Genomic DNA, 21,301 nt, shown 5'->3' with positions numbered 1-21,301 from the left:
TCTGGCACAGCCGTCACGTCCATCGCAGCCCGCCTCCACGTTCGTGACGACGCGTACGTCCCTCTGCTCGAGGCGGGATGGGCAAGACCATCGTCCTGATTTGCCCGACGACGCAAGCCGGCGCGGCTGCGGCAAACTAACTCGACGGGCATTTCGCGCATACGAAGCATGCGGAGATTGCCCGTCGGGCACATCTGGCCGGCGCTCCATCCAGATGTGAAGCCGTGAAGATCGGCTGACAATCAGCGGACGGACGGAGCAGCGGCGGCTTCCCCCCGCGCCGCAAGCGGCAATGACGCCTGCCTCAGACTTTCCGACGGCGTCTCACCGTAGATCTTTCGATACTCCCTGGCGAAATGCCCGGGATTGCTGAAGCCACATCGCAAGGCGATCGACGTCACCGTGTCACCTGCTTTCGCATCGTACAGCAAGCGGTGCGCATGTTGGATTCGCGTCAGCTTGATCTTCTCGGCCAAGGAGACGCCGCTCTTCGCGAAGTACTGATAGAGCGTGCGAGGGCTGACGCCGTAGCGAACCGCGAGCTGCTGGATCGATATCTTCTGATCCCAGTTCGTCTCAATGTGTTCCAGGATCCTGCGAATGGACTCCGGCACCTGGCCATCGCGATCGAGATGATCCGTGGTGACGTCGATCGTCGCGCCGACGAGATGGGTTCGTCCGTCGGACGGGCTGTAGACAGAGGTCGCCATGCCACGGACCCAGCGCACCGCACCGGCTTTGCCAAGCACCCGGTAGTCGCGCGTGTAGCCGGTTCGCTTCATGATCGCGCGACGGATGGCCTGCTCGAGCCCGTTCCGATCCTCGGGATGCACGTGGCACAGCATGTCGCGCAGCGACGATGGCGGCGCCGGCGGAAAATCTCCCTTGGAATCGTCTGCATCGACGATCAGGTTGAACGTCGACAACCCAGCGAGCTTCTCCGCGGCTGAAAGCTGTTCTTCCAGGATCCTGGTTGTCGTGATGTCTTCGACCACGGCGCAGAACCACTTCAGGCGGCCCCTGGCGTCCCTGATCGGATTGACGGTCACACGTCCCCAGACGACGCTTCCGTCCCGCCGGAAGTAGCGCTTGTCGAGCTGATAAGTCGCGATCTCGCCTGCAAGCAGCTTTTCGTGCTGCAGTCGATTGCGCTCCCGGTCCTCTGGATGGGTCAGATCGACAAAGGTCAGCCCACCGGACTTGAGCTGCTCCAGCGTGTATCCAACGATCCGGCAGCATTCGGCGTTCGCAAACCGGACATGTCCCGTCGCACTGTCGACGATCGAGATGCCGATGCCGAGGCTGTCCAGAAACACCCTCGGCACCGCTATGATTTCGGCAATGTCCTTCCCTGGCATGTCGAAGCCGATACCATCCAATCCGGATGGAGCCTAGCGCCGAGGATCATCTCGATCTTGATCTAAGGCAATCCCGGCCTGCGACACCTGAACACGCCCCGCAGATTCACGGCCATTCCTGCACAATCAGAACATCGCTGCAGATTGCAGCCTAACCGAATCTTACTGACGATCTGTTAGATTGAATAAAGCCCCGGAAATCTACGGGGGATCATCGAGTTCTGGAATGATCACAATCAGCGCCGTCTCCGGATCGCGGCAACTGCCGCGTGATCACGAGCATGTGCACATCGCTGACGTGATCGTTTGCACAGGAGACCATCATGTTTGGCCGCAAGAACAACGCTGCATCCCTGGCCGCCCTGGCCGCAAACGCGATCACCGCGAAGGTGATGGTCGCTGACGACAAGCTCAACATCGTCTACATGAACGAGGCGGTAAGGGCGCTGATGCGTGAGGCGGAGGCCGATCTCAAGACGCAATTGCCGAACTTCCGCGTCGACGGACTCATCGGCACCAACATCGACGTGTTCCACAAGGACCCGACGCACCAGCGCCGCATGCTGCAGGCCCTTACCTCCGAGCACCGGGCCACCATCAAGATCGGCAAGTGGACGTTCGATCTGGTCGCGCAGCCCTTGAAACACCCGGATGGAACCCGCGCCGGAACGGTCGTCGAGTGGTCCGACGCGAGCGTGCGGCTGCAGAACCTCGACTACAGCGCCCAGGTCGCGGCCATCGGCCGATCACAGGCCGTGATCGAATTCAACCTGGACGGCACGATCGTCACCGCCAACGACAACTTTCTGCATGCGCTTGGCTACAGCCTGCCGGAGATCCAAGGCAAGCATCACAGCATCTTCGTTTCGCCGCAGGAGCGCGACAGTGCCGGCTATCGCGAGTTCTGGGCCGCCCTGAACCGCGGCGAATACCAGGCCGCAGAATACAAGCGGATCGGAAAGGGCGGCAAGGAGGTCTGGATTCAGGCGTCCTATAATCCGGTGTTCGATCAGAACGGAAAGCCCTTCAAGGTCGTCAAGTTCGCCACCGACGTGACCGCCCAGAAGCTTCGGAATGCCGATCTCGCCGGACAGATCGCCGCCATCAGCAAATCGCAGGCCGTGATCGAGTTCGAACTGGACGGCACCATCATCAACGCCAACGACAATTTCCTGCAGGCGCTCGGCTATACGCTGTCCGAGATCAAGGGCCGTCACCATTCGATGTTCGTCGATCCGTCGGAGCGCGACAGTCCGGCCTATCGCAACTTCTGGGCCGCCCTGAACCGCGGCGAATATCAGGCATCGGAATACAAGCGGATCGGAAAGGGCGGTCGCGAGGTCTGGATTCAGGCCTCCTACAATCCAATCCTCGACCTCAACGGCAAGCCGTTCAAGGTCGTGAAGTACGCCACCGACGTCACCAAGCAGGTGCTGGTGCGGATGGGCAATGAGCGCGTCCGCGGCATGATGGAGTCCGTCGCGGCGGGTGCCGAGGAGTTGAACGCCTCGGTGCGCGAGATTTCCGAGGCCATGACCAAGTCGCGCGAGACCGCCATGGGGGCGGCTGACCGGGTCGCCTCAGCCGATTCGCAAGCCAAGCGGTTGAGCGAGGCGACACAGGCGATGAGCGGCATCGTCGAACTGATCGGCAACATCACCGGGCAGATCAACCTGCTGGCGCTCAATGCCACGATCGAATCGGCGCGCGCCGGCGATGCCGGCCGCGGCTTTGCCGTGGTCGCGTCGGAGGTCAAGAATCTCGCCACGCAGGCCAAGGCCGCCACCGACAAGATCGGCGCGGAGATCTCCGGACTGAACGGGATCTCCAGCGAGGTCGTGAATGCGCTGAACGCGATCAAGGTCGAGATCCAGAACGTCAGCGAATACGTCACCTCGACCGCCGCCGCCGTCGAGGAGCAGAGCACGGTCACCGGCGAGATGTCGTCCAGCATGCAGCGCGCAGCCGCAGAGGCGCAGGCGATCGCAGCAGGCAGGGCGTAGAGACCGCCCGAGCGCGGCGCTTCCCCGCGAGGGCCGCGGCCAGGATCAATCCCGCGTCGCGTCCCAGGTCACCGGCAGATTGAGCAGACCGCGAAACGCCCAGCCGCCGATGCGCACCGGCTCGGTGTCACGCAGGCGCAGGTCCTTGAGCCGCGCGAACAGCGTCGGCAGCGCGACGTCGGCGATCATCGCGCGCGAGGCCCAGGCGCCCGCGCAGAAATGCGGGCCTGCGCCGAAGGCGATGCTCTTGGAGACGTCGCGGCGGATGTCGAAGCGATCGGGATCGGTGAAATGCGCCTCGTCGCGGTTGGCCGAGCCGAACATCAGGAACACGCGCTCCTCCGGCTCGAAGGCGACGTCGCGGATGCTCCATGGCCTGGCGATCCGCCGCGGCGACATGCCGATCGGCGAGATCCAGCGGGCATATTCCTCGAACACCTGGAGCCAGCGCACCTCGCCAGTGATGGCCAGCGCGAGCTGCTCGGGATGCGTCAGCAGCGCCCACACCGTGCCGGCGATCGCGTCGCGCGGTTCGTTCTGGCCGCCCGAGATGGCGAGCTTGATGTTGGCGCGGATGCTCTCCATCGGCATTTGCGTGGCGAGCATCACGCCAAGCAGGCTCTGGTTCGGGGTCTTCTCCAGCACCGGCAGCATGTCGTCGATCGCGGCATCGATGCCGGCGGTCGCGGCGTTGCAACGCGCCTCGACCGCGGGATCGCCGGTGTAGTTGGCGATGCCGTCGATCATCGCCTGCGACCACGCATTCATGTCCTGGAAGCGCATGTTGGTGAGGCCGGTGATCAGCTTCAGGCACTCGGCCGAGAACGGCAGAGCGAAATCGCCGACGAGATCGACATCCGTGGCCGGATCGAGCGCATCGATCAGCCGGTCGGCGTGCGCCTGGAACTGCGCCAGCCAGTGCACGCGCACGGCGCGCGGCGACACCGCCGGCGCGATCGCCTGACGCTCCGCCATGTGCGCCGCGCCATCCTTGCGCATCATGTTGTGACCCATCAGCCGGTTCATCAGGCCCTGCGGCTGATGCGAGCTGAAGACGTCGATCTGCTTTTCGGAGACGAAGATGTCGTCGCGGCGGCACAACAGCGTGCTGCCGAGCTGCGGCACGAAGGCGATCGGCGCCTCCTGGCGCATGCGCGCCAGCGCCGGATAGGGATCGGCCCAGAAGGTGGCGGTATCGATGTTGAAGCGCGGTGCTGTGCTCACTGTCGATCTCCAGTCGGACGGCGCAAGCTAGCCGCGCGCGCGGGCGACGTCTGTCCCGGTGATGGGTGACAGCAGGTGAGCCTCCTTGCTCAGTTCAGCGGCCGCGGTGTCGCCATCAGGCGCAGCGCAATCGCGAACAGCTCGTTCTGCGAGGCGATGCCCAGCTTCTCATAGGCGCGCTTGCGATAGGTGAAGACGGAGTTGAGGGCGATGCCGAGATCTCCGGCGATCGCCTCCGAGGTGAAGCCCTCGAGGATGCGCCGGCAGACGTCCTTCTCCCGCGCGGTCAGCACCGACAGCGGACCGCCGGCGGCGAACAGCAAGGCAAATTTGTCGGCGGGATCCAGCGCGGCGGCGCGAGCCTGGCAGTGCCGCGCGACGATGGCCGCCACGATCGGGGCAACCGCGGTGATGCGCTCGCGCTCGTCCGGCGCGAAGCCGCCTTGCGCGGCCGTGCGATAGAAATTCACGTAGGTGCAGTGCTTGCCGACCCAGATCGCGGTGGCGGCCTTGTCGACGATCTCGGAGTCCTCGAAGAACAGCTTGCGGTAGCCCTTCGGGTACATGCGGCGCGCGAAGTTCGGCAGCAGGATGTGGCTGGTGTCCGCGCGCTCGCGAAAGATCGTGTCCCGGTTCGGATCGGCGGTGTGGAAGTGCTCCGAATACGCCGCGCCGAGGTCGGGCCCGATCGCGATGTTCCCCGTGCTGAGCAGACAGCGCGCCGAGCGCTGGTCCTCGAAGGCGAACACCATGCAGTGGCCGACATCGGCAACAATGCGCAACGTCTCGATCAGGACCTGCGGAAATGCGGGCTGTCCGATCGCGAGCACCATCGCGCCGACGGCGCCGGCCGCCTCGATGCCAGGCTCCTGAGCCTCCATGCGTTCCTCCCGGATCTTTTTGTTCGCCGAAACCTAGCAGCAACCCGCCTCGGCTGGAAGCGCCGCGCCCTGCGTCACCAACCACGGGGACAGACACGGGGCCGCCGGTCCGGCTACGCTCATCGGCCAAAGTCTCGGCCAGTCAACGCGCCGAGCACGCTCAACGGGGAGGATACACGATGAGAGCCGCGCTCACGGCGATCGGAATTGCTGCAACGATGGCGTTCGGCGCGCCCGCGCGGGCCGACATCAAGGTCGGTGTCGTGGTGTCCGCAACCGGACCCGGCTCGGCGCTCGGCCAGCCGCAGCTCAAGGCAGTGGCCGCGCTGCCGAAGGAGATCGGCGGCGAGAGGATCGTCTACATCGCGCTCGACGACGAGTCCGACAGCGTCAAGGGCTTGCAGAACGCGCGGCGGCTGGTGATCCAGGACGGCGTCGACGTGATCATCGGCTCGTCGCTGACGCCGGTGACGATGCCGATGCTCGACGTCGCGCTCGAGAGCAGGACGCCGCTGCTGTCGCTGGCGGCCTCGACCGCGATCGTGCAGCCGATGGACGACAAGCGCAAATGGGCATTCAAGGTGGTGCCCAATGACGACATCATGGCCGCGGCCATGCTCAAATACATCGCCAAGAGCGGGGTGAAGACGCTCGGCTTCATCGGCGTGTCCGACGGCTATGGCGAGGGCTACTATCAGGAGGTGACGAGGCTCGCGCCGAAGCTCGGGCTCACGGTGACCACCCACGAGGTCTATGCGCGCGGCGACACCAGCGTCACCGGCCAGGCGCTCAAGGTGATTGCCACCAATCCGGACGCGGTGTTCATCGCCTCGGCCGGCACGCCGGCCGTGCTGCCGCAGCAGGCACTGCGCGAGCGCGGCTATGCCGGCAAGATCTTCCAGACCCATGGCGTCGCGACGCAGGAGTTCATCAAGCTCGGCAAGGAGAATGTCGAGGGTGCGATCTTCGCCGGCGAAGCGTTCTCGATCGCCGACGATCTGGCGCCCGAGGATCCGTTCCGCCGCGCCAACGAGGCGTTCGTCTCCGCCTATCAGGCCGCCAATGGCGACAAGCCCAACATTTTTGCCGCGCATGTGTGGGACACCGCGACCCTGCTCAAGGGCGCCATTCCCGGCGCGCTGAAGGCCGCCAAGCCCGGCACGCCGGAATTCCGCGCCGCGCTGCGCGACGAACTCGAGCGCGGCAAGGATGTCTATCTCAACAACGGCCTCTCCAACATGAGCCCGACCGACCACAACGGCTACGACGAACGCTCGGCGTTCCTGATCAAGGTCGAGGGCGGGAGGTTCAGGCTGGTGAAGTAGGTAACGTCGCGTTGTCGGCCCGACTATTTCAGCACGGGCGGTGCAACCTCTCCCCGCCCGTTGCGGGGAGAGGTCGGATTGCGCAGCAATCCGGGTGAGGGGCATGGCACATCAGCGGCCAGGATCACCGGTCCATCGGACGAGCACGACGGCTCCGGGTCGCAGAGCGATAGCACCACCCGTGCGGCTGCTCCTCACCCCACCCCTCTCCCCGTAAGAACGGGGAGAGGGAACGCACCGACCATTCCGCGAGCGCTCGAATTCAGCTGACAAGAGAGCGACGGATAGAGCTGCTTCCGCGCTGAGTGAGCCCGCCGCTTACGCCGACAGCCGCTCTCCCGCGTCGCCCTTGCCCAAGATCAAATCCGCCGCCTTGTCGCCGATCATCAAGGTCGCAGCGTTGAGGTTGGCGGAGATCATGCGCGGCATGATCGAGGCGTCGGCGACGCGCAGGCCCTCGAGACCATGGACGCGGAGCTGGTCGTCGACCGTGGCCCAGGTCGAGTCCGCCGGTCCCATCCGGCAGGAGCAGCCGGGATGGAAGGTGGTGGTGGCGCGCTGCGTCGCCGCGGCCAGGAACTCGTCGTCGCTGTTCACCTTCGGTCCCGGAAAATCCTCGTAAGCATAGTACGGCGCGAGCGGGGCCGAGGCCAGCAGGCGACGCGCCAGCTTCATGCCGGCGACGACCACGCGGCGGTCGAGCTCGGCGGTGAGATAGTTGGTCTGGATCAGCGGCGGCGCGAACGGATCCGCCGAGCGCAGCCGCACATAGCCGCGGCTCTCCGGGCGCTGCTGCCAGGACGCCACCGTCATGCCGGGCTCGTCCTCGAGCTGGCCCTGCACGCCCTCCTTGTAGCTTGCCGGCGTGAAGGTGAGCTGCAGGTCGGAGCTTTCGGCGGTCTCGCCGGAATGCCAGAAGCAGTAGACCATGGTCGGCGACAGCGACAGGATGCCGCGCCGCGTCACCGCCCATTTCAGCGCCTCGCCCCACAGATTGAGGCCGCGCGCGAGCTCGTTGACGGTCTTGATGTTCTTGACACGCGCCACCGTGCGGGGCGCGTAATGGTCCTGCAGGCCCTCGCCGACGCTTCGGAGTGCATGACGCACCTCGATGCCGTGCTCCTGCAGCAGCTCGGGCGCGCCGATGCCGGAGAGCTGCAAGAGCTGCGGCGAATTATAGGCACCACCGGACAGGATCACCTCTTTACGCGCGCGCACCTCGACCGGCACGCCGCCGCGCCCGCCGCGATGATAGCGCACGCCGACCGCGCGTTTGCCTTCCAGCACAACGCCGGTGGCATGGGCGTGGGTGCGAACCTCGACGTTCGGCCGCTTGCTGGCCGGACGCAGGAATGCGGTCGCCGACGACACGCGGCGGCCGTTCTGGATGGTGCGCTGGACGTAGGAGACGCCTTCCTGAATCGCGCCGTTGTAGTCCGGGTTGCGCGGGATGCCGAGCGAGACAGCGCCATCCATGAAGGCCTCGCACAGCGTGTCCTTCCACTCCATGGTGGTCACGATGAGGTTGCCGTCGCGGCCGCGATACTGGTCCTCGCCGGCGCCGATGCGCTTCTCCATGCGCTTGAAATTCGGCAGCACGTCGGAATAGCTCCAGCCGCGATTGCCCATCTGCGCCCAGGTGTCGAAGTCCTGGCGCTGACCGCGATTGTAGACATGGCCGTTGATCGAGGAGGAGCCGCCGAGCGTCTTGCCGCGCGGCGCGTAGATGCTGCGCCCGGCCGTGTAGGGCCCCGGCTCCTGCTGATAGCCCCAGTTGATGCTCTTCATGTAGAAGGTCTTGATGAAGCCGGCCGGCAGATGGATGTAGGGATGCCAGTCGCGCGGCCCCGCCTCCAGCACGCACACCGTGACCTCAGGGTCCTCGCTGAGGCGGCTCGCCAGCACGCAGCCGGCGGAGCCGGCGCCCACGATCACATAGTCGAAGGTATCCATCTGGTCGTTCGTCCCGGTCTCATCGTCATCAGCCGCGCGAGGCGGCAAGCGGCCATAGCGCGGTCAGCGCGGCTTGTCATTCAATTGGTAGTCGAGATGCGCCTTCACGGTCGGCCATTCGGCTGCGGTGATGCTGTAGACGACGGTATCCCGCAGCGTGCCGTTCGGCGCGATCTGGTGGCTGCGCAAAATGCCGTCCTGCCTGGCGCCGAGCCGCTCGATGGCGCGGCGGCTCTGGTGGTTGAAGAAATGGGTGCGGAACTCGACCGCGATGCAGTCCATGGCCTCGAAGGCGTGCGCCAGCAAGAGCCGCTTGCACTGCGTGTTGAGCGCACTGCGCTGCACGCGCTTCGCATACCAGGTCGAGCCGATCTCGACGCGGCGGTTGGCGGCGTCGACGTTCATGTAGGTGGTCATGCCGGCGACGCGGCCATTGGCATCGAGCACCGTGAACGGCAGCATGCTGCCGGCCGCGAGCAGGCCGAGCCGACGCTCGATCTCCTTGGCCATGGTCTCGGGTTTCGGAACTGCGGTGTACCACAGGTTCCACAATTCGCCGTCACTGACGGCCTCGACCAGCGCGTCGTGATGATCCGCCGACAGCGGCAGAAGGCTCGCATGCGGGCCGCGGAGGGTGACTGGTTCGAGAAAAGGCATCAAAGACTCCTTCCCCTCATCCTGAGGAGCAGCCGCAAGCGCTGCGTCTCGAAGGATGAGGCCACGATGGAGGCCTCATGGTTCGAGACGCGCCTGCGGCGCTCCTCACCATGAAGAGCAATTCCGACGACGTTCCAGCCAGCTGGTTATCACCGGCGCGCCGTGATGACGATGCCCAGCCGCATTCACTTGTTCAGAAAATTCAGCGGCAGGCCCGGCCGGGGCCAGTCCATCGCCACCAACTCGCCCCGGCCCGACAGCGTGATGTAGGCCGTCTTCAGCTCGGGACCGCCGAAGGCGATGTTCGTCGTAACGCGGTCACCGGTCGGCACCTGCTCGACCAGCGTGCCGTCGGGCGCGATCACGCTGATGCAGCCGGTCACCAGCGTGGCGACGCAGACATTGCCGTTCGCCTCGACCGCGAGCGAATCGAACATCTGGTAGCCGCCGAGCCCCGCGATCGGGCGGCCGCGCTCGCCGCGATAGATGACCTCGCGCGGCTTCACGGTGCCGGGCTCGGAGAGATCGTAGGCCCAGAGCCGCGCGGTCGGCGTCTCCGCGATGTAGACGGTCTTCTCGTCCGGCGACAGGCCGATGCCGTTGGCCGGCAGGATGCCGTGGACGGCCTCGACGATCTCGCTCATGCCCGGCTTGAGGTAATAGAACGCGCCGACGTCCATGTCGCGGGCGCGGCGCTTGCCGAGGTCCGAGAACCACAGGCCGCCGTGACGGTCGAACACCAGATCGTTCGGCCCGCGCAGCGCGTGCTCGCCGCAGCGGCTGACAATGGTCTCGATCTTGCCGCTCTGCAGATCGACGCGCTGGATCGAGCCGCCGAGATAGTCCTCGGGCTGCGGGCCTGGCATGATCGTCTTGCCGGTCGGAATCCACGAGAAACCGCCGTTGTTGCAGATGTAGATCTTGCCGTCGGGCCCCAGCGCCGCGCCATTCGGCCCCCCCGGAATCTGCGCCACGATCTCCTTGCGGCCGTCGGGAAACACCCGCGTCAGGCGCTTTCCGCGGATCTCGACCAGCACCACCGAGCCGTCGGGCATCACCACGGGCCCTTCCGGAAATTCCAGATCGGTGGCGAGCACGCGCATGTCGGACATCGGACGACCTCCCGCTTTCGTCGCCGCGCTGCGGCGCATTGTTGTTAGGCGTGAGGTTATCGCAAACGTGCCGCTACTTGCCAAGCAATCGGCGCGGTCCGGCGCCGCAGGGCTGGCCTGCAGCGTCTCGACACAATTCGGGAACGCCTCAGCGAATCACCGGAACCCAGATCTCGAAGCCGCCATCACCGGTCCTGGAATCGAAGCGCTGATCGTAGCGTTCGAAATTCGGTGCGTCGGCGACCGTGCAGCCCGATTGCGGCAGCCAGTGATTCCAGATCGTGCTGACGGTGCGACGGATGGTCGAGACGTGGCCCGGATGAGCGAACACGGCAAAGGTGGCCGCGGGAATCCGAACCTTGGCGAAGCTGTGCGGCAGGTTGGAGAAGTCGGCGACCGCGACGCCTGCGATATAGTCGAAGTTTCCGGCATCGTCACCGTTGCAGCAGACGCCGTAAGCGACGTCGCTGACGCGCGCCGGGATATCCTGCTCGACCAGGTGGAAGCGCTGCCAGAGCGCCGGAATGCCGGCCCCGTTGTCATGGCTGAAGCGCTCGGCCACACCGGCAACGAGCAGCGGCTTGGCCGTGACGAAACGTGGTGCGACGAGATCGGCGAGCGGGGTCTGGTCCATCATGATCGGCTCCTGAAGCGACAGGCCATCGAGGCGTGAGCTGGCGCGCACCGATTCCGGCGTGACGCCGAACTGGTCGCGGAACGCGCGCGTGAACGCTTCGTGGGAGCCGTAGTCGGCCTCGAGCGCGAGACTGAGAATGTCCGGCGCTCCCGAGGCCAGAGCCCGTGCCGCCTCGCTGAGACGGCGCAGCCTGACATAGCGCATCACCGAGACGCCGGTCGCCGCCGCGAACGCGCGCACGATGTGGAAGCGCGACACGCCGGCAATGGCAGCGACATCATCCAACGTCAACGGCGCCGACAGATGGCTCTCGATGAACCAGAGCGCCCTCTCGGCCGGGTTGTTGGACACGCGCCTCTCCTTGTCGAAGCGGCCGATCATGCGCGCGGACGTCCTCGTGCGCTTGATCGTTATTGCGCTGCGGACCGTGCTATTTGCCGGCCGGCTTCGCCGGCGCCGCGTCCTTGGCGCCCGGCGCATCGGCCTTCTTCCTCAGTTCGTCCGCAAGCTTCGCCTGCGACGCCTTCAGTTCGTCGATCAGGCCCTGCTGCGAGATCAGCGCAGCCTTCAGCGCCTGGATCTGCCGATTCGCCGCATCGAGCTTCTGCTGCTGATCGAGCGCTTGCTTGGTCATCGTCTTCTGCAGGAAATCGATGTTGCTCTGCAGACATGATGTCCGACGATCCATCGCCTTTTCTGCAGTGCATATCTCGATGCCCGGAATATCCTGCGCATATGCGGCAGAACTCACACACATCGCGAGCACACTCGCGGCAAAAATGATTCCCGCAGCAACGATTCTTCGCATCACAATTTTCTCATTGGCTTGCCCAACACATGATTTTGCGTGGAACTGAAGGAGTTTCCTGATTGATACCATACTGAGACCTCAATCGCGCATTGAAGTTCCGGCCGGGACCCGTTTTTAGGGAGATGGACAGAATGGCTACGCGCGAAAAACGGCTGGCGCAATTCGACGGCAGCGGTGAGCCGCCGCCCGGACAGACGGTCGAGGTGCTGTGCGAGGATCACAGCGGCACCTACCAACTGCCGTTCCCCTGTTTCTACATTGATGGCAAATGGCACAACAAGGAATCCGGCGGCGCGCTCGAAGCCACCGTCATCGGCTGGCGCTTCCCGCGCGCGCGATTTGACGAGCGCAATGGACGCCGTCCGCAGCCGAGCTTCGTTGCCGATCGCGCTTCGTCTTATTGATCATGCCGGGCCCTGAGTTCTGCTCAGGGCCGGTCTTGCCGAAAATATGGTTTTGAACGCAGATTGAGCATCACGACCGGATAGGCCATCAGCAGCGCGCCGGCGACGACCGCGAGGACAGCCGTTCCAACGTCGAGCACACCGTCGCCCCACGCCCGCCGCCACATTGCAATTGCAATCGGAAAGAACAGAATCAGCGCCGTCGCCAGCCCCGGCGAGAATCTGCCTCCGCTGCGCAGGAACGGCAGAATGTGGAAGAAGACGGCGTTGATGATCATCAGCGCCGCGTAGGTGAGCGCGGCCGACGGCCATGTCTCGGCAAGCTCTGCCTGCACCGCGCCGAGCACGACAACAAGCGCGTTCGTCACGTAGAAGTCGCTCCACTCGACCGGCAGCTTCATGACCGTACGCGCCCAATTGCGCCAATCGAACGTGTATTCCTCGAGAATATGCGCGCCGTAGGCCGCGAGCGCGAGCCAAGCCAATGTGGTCAAGGTCATGATCGATGCTCCCCTTGCGGGTGATGGACCGGCGCCAGACCGGTCGCAAGGGGCAATGTGGAGCACCAAGGCGCGAGACAGGCAGCGCGCGTGCCGTGTTTCAAAATGCGACGGCGCTGCCTTGCAGTCTTAATCCTTGGAACGCTGCCGGAACGAATCGCGTCCGAATCGGACGCCGCATCTGGTGCGCGATCTGTTCACGCTAGATGTCGGACACATCGGAGACGACCCACCACATCGTGAGGAGACGCCTCCGGCCGCTTGCCCCAACCGGATGCCAAAGACTAACGGAGAAGGCGCTCAGGTCCAGGGCGTGACCGGCGGCACGTTGTCGGTCGCCGGCGGCATCTCGACCGTCTTGAAGTCGGCCGGGCTGACGATCTCCATATATTCCATGTCAGGGGAATAATCGTAGAGGTAGTGCACGATGCCGGGCCGCTGGTGCACGACGTCGCCGGCCTTCACCAGGGTCGGCTTGTCCTCGTACATGAAGCGGGCCCAGCCCTTCATCATGATGACGATCTGGAAATCGCAATCATGGCGATGCCAGCCCGTGCCATCCACCGGCGGACAATCCGGATTGGCCTTGACGAGGTGGCAGATCACCTGCCCGCCAGTGGCGTCGGCGATGCCGAGATCGCGATACAGAAAGAAGTCGCGCAACCCTCCGCCCTTGTAGTCGGTATCCTCGGGCTTCACGTGCGAGAACTTGGTCACCACTGCATGCTGGTTCATGACGGCCTCCACCGGTTGATCGCGACATCGGCGACCGTTGCGGCCCATCGATCGGCCACAGCGGCCACCACGTCCGAAAGCGGATTGTGCCATGCGAAAACCACGCCACGCCCTGTTCGCAACGCAAAGATCGGCAGGCCGTGACGGCATCGCGCGCTGAACTGATTGCCAACAACCGGGTTTTGGCCGACGCCACACGGCAATGGTGACGTGCTGACAGCTCACGCCACGCGCCGAGAGGACGCAAATCCGGCTTCAAATTGAGCAGCACCTGCCCGCGACATGAGCCGTTCTCGCCGGGGCCGGCGGCTGCAAAGGGCCGCGGACATGGTCCGCTGACGGCAGGACACCTAGTACTCGACCTCCAGCTCCTCGATCTCCTCGGGCTCGGCCTTGGCGGCCTCGATCCATTGCTGCATCTCCGGCATCGCCATGATCAGGTCGGCATAGGCCCTGAGCTGCGGCTCCAGCTTCACGTCATAAGTCACGAAGCGCGTCACCACCGGCGCATACATCGCATCCGCCATGCCGCGCTGGCCGAACAGAAATGGACCGCCGGATCTCTCCAGGCAGTCGCGCCAGATCGCCCAGATGCGATCGATGTCGGCCTGCGCCCGCGTCCAGACCTTGAAGCCCGGAAAGTGGCCCTTGAGATTGACCGGCAGCGACGCCCGCAGGGTCGTGAAGCCGGAATGGATCTCGCCCGAAATCGAGCGGCAATGCGCGCGCTGGATGCGGTCGGCTGGCAGCAGGCCCGCCTCCGGAAAGGTCTCGTTGAGATACTCGCCGATCGCCAGCGTATCCCAGATCGTCGCACCATCGTGGCGCAGGCACGGCACCAGGATCGAGGACGACAGCAGCAGGATCTCGGCGCGAGCCGATGCGTCGTCCGGACCGACGATCACCTCGTCAAAATCCAGTCCGGCAAACCTGGCCAGCAGCCATCCGCGCAGCGACCACGACGAGTAATTCTTGCTACTGATGGTCAACGTCGCTTTGGCCATGTCGCCCTACCCTGTTGCCGCATTGTCGATTGTCGTCCGCCCATCGTGCCGCTCGTGCAAGCGGCGCGATGGGCGGAGCCGGATATGTGAGAGATTTCATCGAGCAAGCGACATGCCAGTTTTTCAGGCAAGACTCGGCCGCTCTGGCTTCGATATTGCATACACCAATGCATGTAATGGATCGGACGCGATGGCGCTGCTGTACCAAGCCTATCAGAACCACATGGACCTGACCGAGCCGTGGCGCCAGAGCGCGGCAGCCGCCATGCGCTATCTCAACCTGATCCCATCAGGGCTATCCAGCCGCGCCATGCGGCGTCTGTCCGCCGCGCTCGAGCTGATCTCCCGCTCGGCCTTGACCTACGCCCGCCCGGCCTATGGCATCGACAGCGTGATGGTCGGCAACCGCGAGCTCGCCGTCACCGAAGAGGTCACGTTCAAGACGCCGTTCGGCTCGCTGCTGCACTTCAAGAAGGATGCCGCACCGGATCAGCCCAAGGTGCTGCTTGTCGCGCCGATGTCCGGCCATTTCGCCACCCTGCTGCGCGGTACCGTGAAGACGCTATTGCAGGATCACGACGTCTATATCACAGACTGGCACAATCCGCGCGACATCCCGCGCGATCATGGCCGCTTCGGCCTCGAAGATTACACCGATCATCTCATCACCTTCCTCGGCCAGCTCGGGCCGCGCCCTCACATGGTGGCGATCTGCCAGCCGTCGGTCTCCGCGCTCGCGGCCACCGCCGTGATGTGCGAGGACAACCATCCGTCGCGGCCGGCCACCTTGACCTTGATGGCCGGACCGATCGATACGCGGATCCAGCCGACCAAGGTCAACGAGTTCGCCAAGAGCAAGCCGATCGACTGGTTCGAGGACAACCTGATCCACTACGTGCCCTTTCAATGCAGGGGCGCCTTCCGCAAGGTCTATCCCGGCTTCGTGCAGCTCACGGCATTCGTCTCGATGAATCTCGAGCGACACGTGAAGCAGCACATGGATCTCGCCAACCATCTCGCCAAAGGCGAGGTCGATAAGGCCGAGACGATCAAGACCTTCTACGACGAGTACTTCGCGGTGATGGATCTGCCGGCGGAGTTCTACATCGAGACTGTGCGCGACGTCTTCCAGGACCATCTGCTGCCGCAGGGCAGACTGATGCACCGCGGCCGTCCCGTCGACCCGAAGGCAGTCCGGCGCATCGGCCTGATGACGGTCGAGGGCGAGCGCGACGACATCTGCTCGATCGGCCAGACGCTCTCGGCGCAGGACATCTGCACCAACGTGCGCGCCTATCGCCGCGTCCATCACATGCAGGCCGGCGTCGGCCATTACGGCGTGTTCAGCGGCAAGAAGTGGAACAACGAGATCTATCCGCTGCTGCGGGATTTCGTGCACGTCAATTCGTGAAGCGGCCGCGCTGTGCGCGTTGCAGCGTCGCCGACGGCGCCTCCCCGAACTTGTCGCGATAGGCCCCCGCCATCCGCCCGAGATGGGTGAAGCCGAGGTCGAAGGCGATGTCGATGATCCGCGCCTCTGGCGCAGCCGTCATCAATTGCGCATTGAGCCGCGCTAGCCGGATGTCGAGCAGCATGTCGGAGATCGACATGCCGAAATGGCGGCGGAAGCCGCCCTGCAGCGCCCGGATCCCCACGCCTGACGATGCCGCAAGCTGCGCCAGATCGAGCGGTTCGGCTGCGTGCGCTGCCAGGAGATCACGCGCCCAGCGGACGGCCTGCGGCAGCGTCTCGACCCGGCCGGAATGCAGCCTGATCGCCTCCGCCAGGCCATTTCCCGGCTGCGCGAACAGAATATCCAGCAGCGTCTCGCGCCAATTGGCGGCCGCGACCGCTGGCAGTCCGCGCCCACCGCCGAGACGCTCGGCGAGGTCGGCGAGCCCGAGCATGTGAGCCCGGAGCCGCGAGCCATGACATCCCGACAACGCGATTGCGGGATCGAATTCGATCGGTTGCACCGCGCGCCCGGACAGCGCTGCTGCGCGCTGTTCCACGAGACGGCGGTCGAGCAACAGGATCAACTGAGCGCACCCCTCCCAGACCATGCGCGTGGGCAATGTCGGCGACAGCAGCGACGCCGCATGATCCGGCGCCGTCGCGACCTCGCCGGTCCCGGCGAAGACCCGCGCGGTCCCCGCCAGGGGGAGCTGCAGCAGGAAGAAGCGGTCGAGACAGCCCGGATCAATGGTTACCGCACCGCCATAGGCGACGTAGTTGATGGAAAAGCCATCGAATGCCGCGCAATTATGCAGAGCGAGGAAATCGCGCGCAGTATCCGCCTCCGGTTGCAGCCCATGCGGACAGAAGATGCGGCCTATTTGTTCAGCGGCCTCATCGACATCGTGCGTTGCAACACGACCATAGGCGGTCAGCCGCGGCACCGCCGGTGACTTCCAACTACGATCAGCGGCTGCATCTGCAGTCATGGCCTACATCGCCCGTCGAGATCGTTTGAAACCTATAATAATTAGCAACTGACGTCGAGGGATTCGTTTTCCGGATAGACTTGGGCAGGCCCCGGCTCGATCCTCCCATGCGTGCAGCAAGGAGATCCGCCATGATCACACTCGAAAAAGGCATCACGCGCGCAGGTACCGGCTATGCCGGCAAGACCTGGAATATCCTGGGTCAGCTCTATTATCCCAAAGCCGTCACCGACTCCACGTTCGCCTTCGAGACCAACAGCGAGCCCGGGCAGTTCGTGCCGGTTCACGTTCATCCCACCCAGGACGAGTTCATCCTGGTGCAGGAAGGCGTACTCGACCTCAAGCTCGACGGCGTCTGGGTCAAGGCGAATGCCGGCGACCTCGTGCGCATGCCGCGCGGCATTCCGCATGGCTACTTCAACAAATCCGACAAGCCGGCGCGCGCGCTGTTCTGGGTCTCGCCGATGCAGAAGCTGGAGGCGCTGTTCAACATGCTGCACAATCTCGCCGACCCGGCCGAAGTGGTGCGAATCTCGGCGGAGCACGAGGTCGACTTCCTGCCGCCGGAGGCCAACGACTAGGCGACAGCGCGGGCCCCAGCGAGCGCCCCCCGATTGTTGCGGTACGAACGGCGCGCGATCATCGCTGTCGGCTCCGTGCGCCTGCAGCATGAGCAGCCGCTGCGCTCGGACGAGATGCGACCGGCGAGATCCTTCTCGCCCTGATTTCGATGCCGACCCATCCGTCGGCATCGCACGTCTCGGTCGCGCCGAGCGACCTTCGTCACCATCGAACTCTCGCGGGCTTCTGCAGCGCGGCGGGCGAATGCCGCCCGAACGCGGCTGCGCGCTCGACAACAAGGAGGTCCCATGATCAGCCGAAAGAATGTCTGTGTGATCGGTGCCGGCGTCTCCGGCCTGGCAGCAGCCAAAGCATTCACCGCCCGCGGGCACGACGTCACCATCGTCGAGCGGAGCGCCGATCTCGGTGGCGTCTGGGAGCCCGCGCGGTCCTATCCCGACGTGCAGACGCAGAGCCCCAAGGAGCTCTATCGCTACACCGACAAGGCGATGCCGGATCACTACCCCGAATGGCCGAAGGGACCGCAGGTCTATGCGTATCTTGCCGACTACGCGAAATCCCACGACCTCGTCCGCCTGATGCGGTTGAACACGACCGTGCTTGCGATGCAGCGCCGCAGCGACGGCAAGCCTGGATGGAGCCTCGACCTCAAAACCGGAGACCGAACGAGCCGGGAGGATTTCGATTTCGTCGCCGTCTGCACCGGTCAGTTCAACGAGCCGCAGACGTTGTCGCTTGGCGGCGAAGATCAGTTCGCGGCCGCCGGCGGCTTGATCCTGCATTCCTCGAAATACAACAATGCCGCGCTCACGAAGGGGCGCGACGTGGTGGTCCTCGGCGGCTCGAAATCGGCAACCGACATCGCAGTCAACGCCGTACGCGCCGGCGCGCGCTCGGTCACGATCGTGCTTCGCGAAGCGGTGTGGCGCATTCCCTACTTCGTCGGCGGTCTGATCAACTTCAAGCGCATCCTCTATATCCGTGCCCAGGAGCAGATGTTTGCAAGCTGGGGCATCGGCCCGCTCGCGCGCGTTGCCCATCTGCTGGCCAAGCCGCTCGTCTGGGCCAATTGGCGCGGCCTGGAGAGCGTGCTCAAGACGCAGTTGAAGCTCGCCAAATGCAACATGGTGCCGAAGGGCAGGATCGAGGACGGCGTGAACTGCTCCGTCCCGATCGCCACGCCCGACTTCTTCCCGATGGTCGCAGACGGCCGGATCAAGGCGGTCTACGGCACCTTCGACCACTACGAGCCGAACACCATCGTGACCAGCGGCGGTGAACGGATTCCGGCCGACGTCGCGATCCTCGCCATCGGCTACAAGCTCGGGGTCCCATTCCTGTCGGATGCCGACCGCGCCAGACTGGTCGATCCGGACGGGCAGTACCGGCTCTATCGGCTGATCGCCAATCCCGATCTTCCCGACATGGGATTCGTCGGCTTCAATTCGAGCTTCTGCACCGTGCTCTGTGCGGACATGGCCGCCAACTGGCTGGTGCGCTACGCCGACAAACAGCTGGCGCATCAACCGAGCGAGCGCGAGATGCGCGACAACATCGAGATGATGCTGCATTTCAAGCGGATCGAGCGCCCTGCCGCGGGCGTGTATGGCGGACTTTGCGTCGCGCCCTATCACTTCAAGCATTTCGACGAACTGCTTGCCGACATCGGCGCTCGGCGCCGACGGCGCAATCCATTGGCGGAGATGTTCACGCCGCCCGATGCGGACGCGTATAACGACTTTCTCGCATCCGCGCCGGCCTATCAGGCCGGCTGAGGTGGCGGCGAACAGTCTCGCCGCGCTGCAGACACAGTGACGCCGCGAGCGAGACGCATTGCGGAGGGATGGCCGGCCCCGCGGGGCGCTGGCCTTCCCGGCACAGTCGGGCTATCCAAAGCGCCCCCGGCCTCCAGCCGTTCGCCTCGGAGCCTGCCATGATCCTCTCGACCCATCTCCGCACCATCGGTCTCGCCGCTTCGGCCGCGTTCCTCCTGACCACCGCGGCCCAAGCCGCAGAAGTTCACGTCATGATCTCCGGCGGCATGACCGCTGCATTCAAATCCCTGGTGCCGGAGTTCGAGCGGCGCTCGGGTCACAAGGTCGCGATTGCGTACGGCCCGTCGATGGGAACAACCACGAATGCGATTCCGGTTCGCCTCGAGCGTGGCGAACCTGCCGATGTCCTCATCATGGTGGGCTACGCGCTCAGCGATCTCACCACCAAGGGCAAGGTGACGCCGGATAGCCGTGCGGACCTCGCCAACTCGCCGATCGGCGTCGCCGTCAAGTCGGGGACGCCGCATCCCGATATTTCGAACGCGGAAGCCGTGAAACGCATGCTGATCGCCGCCAAGACCATCGCCTATTCGGACAGCGCCAGCGGCGTCTATGTCTCCACCGAGATGTTCGACAGGCTTGGCATCAAGGACGAGATGAAAGGCAAGGCGCGGATGATTCCGGCCACTCCCGTCGGCGAGATCGTCGCCCAGGGCGAAGCGGAGATCGGCTTTCAGCAGATCAGCGAGCTCAAGCCGGTGAAGGGCATCGACATCGTCGGGCCGCTGCCGGCCGGACTGCAGAAGATCACCGTGTTCTCCGCCGGCATCGCCACGGCCGCCAAGGAGCCGGAGGCCGGCAAGGCGCTCATCAAGTTCCTGCAATCACCGGATGCGCGTCACGTGATCGCGGAAAGCGGCCTCGATCCGATCGTGAGGCGGGCACCGAACTGACGCCGCAGGAGCCCGGCTGAGACGACGGCTCCCCCCCGTGGCGCGGGAGAGTCCGGCAGGCAGCGTCGGTGCGCTTACTGGGTGAGCAGCGTCGACTCGCTCAGATTGTTGGCGCCGTAGGCCTTCTTGAGCAGACCGTTCGCCTTGGACTCCGTCATGAACTTGGTGACGAAAGCCAGCGACTGCGGATGCTTCAGCGGCACCGCGACCGCGGTGTCCGTCTTCTTGAAGGTCTCGGCCAGCACCTTGGTGCCGGGAATCTGCTTGGCGATGAGATTCAGTTGATCGCGCGCCAGCGCGAGCGCGTCGATCTCGCCCGCGCTGAGCAGCGCATGGACTTCCTCGTAGGACTTGAAGCCGGTGACGGTCGCCTTCTTCAGGAAGGCCTTGGCGCCGCGCATCACGGTCGTATCGTTGATGGCCGCAACCTCGGTGCCGGCCTGGTCCAGCGCCGCGATGTTGGCGACGTCGAGACCGGCGCGGACGATGAAGGTGGTCTCGACCGAATCGTAGACCGGACCGAACGAGACCTTGGTTTCGCGCTCCGCGTCCTTCGGCATGAAGGCCACATCCCAGATGCCCCGCGCAGCATCTTCGGTGATCGCATTGGAATTCGGGTGCTCGACGAATTCGACGGGCACACCGACCTGCGCGGCCATGGCCTTGCCCAGTTCGACCGGAACGCCTGAATAGCCGCTGTCCGACTTGACGCACCAGAACGCCCCGCCGGCGGCGCCGACGGCGATGGCGACGCGAAGCTTGCCGGTCGGCGCGATTTCTTCCTTCAAGCCGGCTGCGCCGGCGGCGTTGCCGGCAAACGTGACTACCGCAGCTGCCAGGGCTGCGTCACGCAGCCAGCGCCAAAACGCCATGGCCCTCTCCCATCGAATTGCAAGTTGGATACGAGCCGCACCTTGCCGGGAGCACCGTTAAATACAGCTTA

The 21,301-nt window shown here is 64.7% G+C and carries 20 protein-coding genes; 7 read left to right on the top strand and 13 right to left on the bottom strand.

Annotation, left to right across the window (positions count from 1 at the left end):
* Nucleotides 1-242 precede the first annotated feature (242 nt).
* Nucleotides 243-1,379, bottom strand: coding sequence for a PAS domain S-box protein (locus QX128_RS29385; protein WP_316239265.1), 1,137 nt, complete (start codon nt 1,377-1,379; stop codon nt 243-245).
* Nucleotides 1,380-1,681: 302 nt separating this feature from the next.
* Between QX128_RS29385 and QX128_RS29380 the strand changes: the two genes are divergently transcribed.
* The gene (locus QX128_RS29380; protein WP_315805772.1) at nt 1,682-3,361 is read left to right on the top strand and encodes a PAS domain-containing methyl-accepting chemotaxis protein; all 1,680 of its coding nucleotides are present in this window, start codon (nt 1,682-1,684) and stop codon (nt 3,359-3,361) included.
* A 45-nt stretch (nt 3,362-3,406) separates the two neighbouring features.
* Here the strand turns inward: QX128_RS29380 and QX128_RS29375 are convergent, their stop codons facing one another.
* A complete protein-coding gene (locus tag QX128_RS29375) occupies nt 3,407-4,585 on the bottom strand; it encodes a cytochrome P450 (RefSeq protein ID WP_316239264.1) in 1,179 nt (392 codons plus the stop codon).
* Nucleotides 4,586-4,674: 89 nt separating this feature from the next.
* Nucleotides 4,675-5,466 (bottom strand): helix-turn-helix transcriptional regulator, encoded by a 792-nt coding sequence (locus QX128_RS29370; protein WP_316239263.1) that lies wholly within the window; start codon nt 5,464-5,466, stop codon nt 4,675-4,677.
* A gap of 179 nt (nt 5,467-5,645) precedes the next feature.
* Between QX128_RS29370 and QX128_RS29365 the strand changes: the two genes are divergently transcribed.
* Nucleotides 5,646-6,791, top strand: coding sequence for an ABC transporter substrate-binding protein (locus QX128_RS29365; protein WP_316239262.1), 1,146 nt, complete (start codon nt 5,646-5,648; stop codon nt 6,789-6,791).
* Nucleotides 6,792-7,109: 318 nt separating this feature from the next.
* Here QX128_RS29365 and QX128_RS29360 read toward each other — a convergent pair whose 3' ends face one another.
* From QX128_RS29360 to QX128_RS29340, 5 genes are all read right to left on the bottom strand, one after another.
* Nucleotides 7,110-8,744 carry a GMC family oxidoreductase gene (locus QX128_RS29360; RefSeq protein ID WP_316239261.1) on the bottom strand — a complete coding sequence of 545 codons (1,635 nt, stop codon included), beginning with the start codon at nt 8,742-8,744 and terminating at the stop codon, nt 7,110-7,112.
* Nucleotides 8,745-8,807: 63 nt separating this feature from the next.
* The gene (locus tag QX128_RS29355; RefSeq protein ID WP_316239260.1) at nt 8,808-9,401 is read right to left on the bottom strand and encodes a GNAT family protein; all 594 of its coding nucleotides are present in this window, start codon (nt 9,399-9,401) and stop codon (nt 8,808-8,810) included.
* 185 nt (nt 9,402-9,586) lie between these two features.
* Nucleotides 9,587-10,513 carry an SMP-30/gluconolactonase/LRE family protein gene (locus QX128_RS29350; RefSeq protein ID WP_316239259.1) on the bottom strand — a complete coding sequence of 309 codons (927 nt, stop codon included), beginning with the start codon at nt 10,511-10,513 and terminating at the stop codon, nt 9,587-9,589.
* Nucleotides 10,514-10,661: 148 nt separating this feature from the next.
* Complete coding sequence (locus QX128_RS29345) at nt 10,662-11,531, bottom strand: GyrI-like domain-containing protein (protein WP_410053193.1); 870 nt, start codon at nt 11,529-11,531, stop codon at nt 10,662-10,664.
* 49 nt (nt 11,532-11,580) lie between these two features.
* Nucleotides 11,581-11,907, bottom strand: coding sequence for a hypothetical protein (locus QX128_RS29340; RefSeq protein ID WP_315805808.1), 327 nt, complete (start codon nt 11,905-11,907; stop codon nt 11,581-11,583).
* 185 nt (nt 11,908-12,092) lie between these two features.
* Between QX128_RS29340 and QX128_RS29335 the strand changes: the two genes are divergently transcribed.
* Nucleotides 12,093-12,365 (top strand): hypothetical protein, encoded by a 273-nt coding sequence (locus QX128_RS29335; protein WP_315718054.1) that lies wholly within the window; start codon nt 12,093-12,095, stop codon nt 12,363-12,365.
* Between the two features lie 23 nt (nt 12,366-12,388).
* Here QX128_RS29335 and QX128_RS29330 read toward each other — a convergent pair whose 3' ends face one another.
* The 3 genes from QX128_RS29330 to QX128_RS29320 all read right to left on the bottom strand — a co-directional run bounded on the left by QX128_RS29330 (nt 12,389) and on the right by QX128_RS29320 (nt 14,604).
* A complete protein-coding gene (locus tag QX128_RS29330; protein ID WP_316239256.1) occupies nt 12,389-12,850 on the bottom strand; it encodes an HXXEE domain-containing protein in 462 nt (153 codons plus the stop codon).
* Nucleotides 12,851-13,165: 315 nt separating this feature from the next.
* On the bottom strand, nt 13,166-13,600 hold the full coding sequence (locus QX128_RS29325; RefSeq protein ID WP_315718052.1) for a cupin domain-containing protein: 435 nt from the start codon (nt 13,598-13,600) through the stop codon (nt 13,166-13,168).
* 350 nt (nt 13,601-13,950) lie between these two features.
* On the bottom strand, nt 13,951-14,604 hold the full coding sequence (locus QX128_RS29320) for a glutathione S-transferase family protein (RefSeq protein ID WP_315805782.1): 654 nt from the start codon (nt 14,602-14,604) through the stop codon (nt 13,951-13,953).
* Nucleotides 14,605-14,794: 190 nt separating this feature from the next.
* On the opposite strand from QX128_RS29320, the gene QX128_RS29315 reads away from it, so the two are divergent.
* A complete protein-coding gene (locus QX128_RS29315; RefSeq protein ID WP_316239255.1) occupies nt 14,795-16,015 on the top strand; it encodes a polyhydroxyalkanoate depolymerase in 1,221 nt (406 codons plus the stop codon).
* Here QX128_RS29315 and QX128_RS29310 read toward each other — a convergent pair.
* Nucleotides 16,005-17,048 (bottom strand): AraC family transcriptional regulator, encoded by a 1,044-nt coding sequence (locus QX128_RS29310; protein ID WP_316239254.1) that lies wholly within the window; start codon nt 17,046-17,048, stop codon nt 16,005-16,007. The genes QX128_RS29315 and QX128_RS29310 overlap by 11 nt on opposite strands.
* A gap of 131 nt (nt 17,049-17,179) precedes the next feature.
* On the opposite strand from QX128_RS29310, the gene QX128_RS29305 reads away from it, so the two are divergent.
* From QX128_RS29305 to QX128_RS29295, 3 genes are all read left to right on the top strand, one after another.
* Nucleotides 17,180-17,629 carry a cupin domain-containing protein gene (locus QX128_RS29305; protein ID WP_315805785.1) on the top strand — a complete coding sequence of 150 codons (450 nt, stop codon included), beginning with the start codon at nt 17,180-17,182 and terminating at the stop codon, nt 17,627-17,629.
* Nucleotides 17,630-17,917: 288 nt separating this feature from the next.
* The gene (locus tag QX128_RS29300; protein WP_316239253.1) at nt 17,918-19,405 is read left to right on the top strand and encodes an NAD(P)/FAD-dependent oxidoreductase; all 1,488 of its coding nucleotides are present in this window, start codon (nt 17,918-17,920) and stop codon (nt 19,403-19,405) included.
* A gap of 158 nt (nt 19,406-19,563) precedes the next feature.
* The gene (locus tag QX128_RS29295; protein WP_315805787.1) at nt 19,564-20,358 is read left to right on the top strand and encodes an extracellular solute-binding protein; all 795 of its coding nucleotides are present in this window, start codon (nt 19,564-19,566) and stop codon (nt 20,356-20,358) included.
* A gap of 74 nt (nt 20,359-20,432) precedes the next feature.
* Here QX128_RS29295 and QX128_RS29290 read toward each other — a convergent pair whose 3' ends face one another.
* Nucleotides 20,433-21,230, bottom strand: a complete 798-nt coding sequence (locus QX128_RS29290; protein ID WP_316239252.1) for a transporter substrate-binding domain-containing protein — start codon at nt 21,228-21,230, stop codon at nt 20,433-20,435.
* Between the last annotated feature and the right edge of the window lie 71 nt (nt 21,231-21,301).

This window comes from Bradyrhizobium sp. SZCCHNR1015 (assembly GCF_032489875.1).
GTDB lineage: Bacteria > Pseudomonadota > Alphaproteobacteria > Rhizobiales > Xanthobacteraceae > Bradyrhizobium.
Note: the sequence above shows the minus strand (reverse complement) of the source record. Positions and strands in the feature narration are given on the sequence as shown.

What these genes read in the sequence shown, in the direction of transcription:
- QX128_RS29380 (WP_315805772.1), top strand. Translation starts at nt 1,682, where the DNA reads ATGTTTGGCCGCAAGAACAACGCTGCATCCCTGGCCGCCCTGGCCGCA.
- QX128_RS29370 (WP_316239263.1), bottom strand. Translation starts at nt 5,466, where the DNA reads ATGGAGGCTCAGGAGCCTGGCATCGAGGCGGCCGGCGCCGTCGGCGCG.
- QX128_RS29365 (WP_316239262.1), top strand. Translation starts at nt 5,646, where the DNA reads ATGAGAGCCGCGCTCACGGCGATCGGAATTGCTGCAACGATGGCGTTC.
- QX128_RS29360 (WP_316239261.1), bottom strand. Translation starts at nt 8,744, where the DNA reads ATGGATACCTTCGACTATGTGATCGTGGGCGCCGGCTCCGCCGGCTGC.
- QX128_RS29355 (WP_316239260.1), bottom strand. Translation starts at nt 9,401, where the DNA reads ATGCCTTTTCTCGAACCAGTCACCCTCCGCGGCCCGCATGCGAGCCTT.
- QX128_RS29350 (WP_316239259.1), bottom strand. Translation starts at nt 10,513, where the DNA reads ATGTCCGACATGCGCGTGCTCGCCACCGATCTGGAATTTCCGGAAGGG.
- QX128_RS29345 (WP_410053193.1), bottom strand. Translation starts at nt 11,531, where the DNA reads ATGATCGGCCGCTTCGACAAGGAGAGGCGCGTGTCCAACAACCCGGCC.
- QX128_RS29340 (WP_315805808.1), bottom strand. Translation starts at nt 11,907, where the DNA reads ATGTGTGTGAGTTCTGCCGCATATGCGCAGGATATTCCGGGCATCGAG.
- QX128_RS29335 (WP_315718054.1), top strand. Translation starts at nt 12,093, where the DNA reads ATGGCTACGCGCGAAAAACGGCTGGCGCAATTCGACGGCAGCGGTGAG.
- QX128_RS29325 (WP_315718052.1), bottom strand. Translation starts at nt 13,600, where the DNA reads ATGAACCAGCATGCAGTGGTGACCAAGTTCTCGCACGTGAAGCCCGAG.
- QX128_RS29320 (WP_315805782.1), bottom strand. Translation starts at nt 14,604, where the DNA reads ATGGCCAAAGCGACGTTGACCATCAGTAGCAAGAATTACTCGTCGTGG.
- QX128_RS29315 (WP_316239255.1), top strand. Translation starts at nt 14,795, where the DNA reads ATGGCGCTGCTGTACCAAGCCTATCAGAACCACATGGACCTGACCGAG.
- QX128_RS29310 (WP_316239254.1), bottom strand. Translation starts at nt 17,048, where the DNA reads ATGACTGCAGATGCAGCCGCTGATCGTAGTTGGAAGTCACCGGCGGTG.
- QX128_RS29305 (WP_315805785.1), top strand. Translation starts at nt 17,180, where the DNA reads ATGATCACACTCGAAAAAGGCATCACGCGCGCAGGTACCGGCTATGCC.
- QX128_RS29300 (WP_316239253.1), top strand. Translation starts at nt 17,918, where the DNA reads ATGATCAGCCGAAAGAATGTCTGTGTGATCGGTGCCGGCGTCTCCGGC.
- QX128_RS29295 (WP_315805787.1), top strand. Translation starts at nt 19,564, where the DNA reads ATGATCCTCTCGACCCATCTCCGCACCATCGGTCTCGCCGCTTCGGCC.
- QX128_RS29290 (WP_316239252.1), bottom strand. Translation starts at nt 21,230, where the DNA reads ATGGCGTTTTGGCGCTGGCTGCGTGACGCAGCCCTGGCAGCTGCGGTA.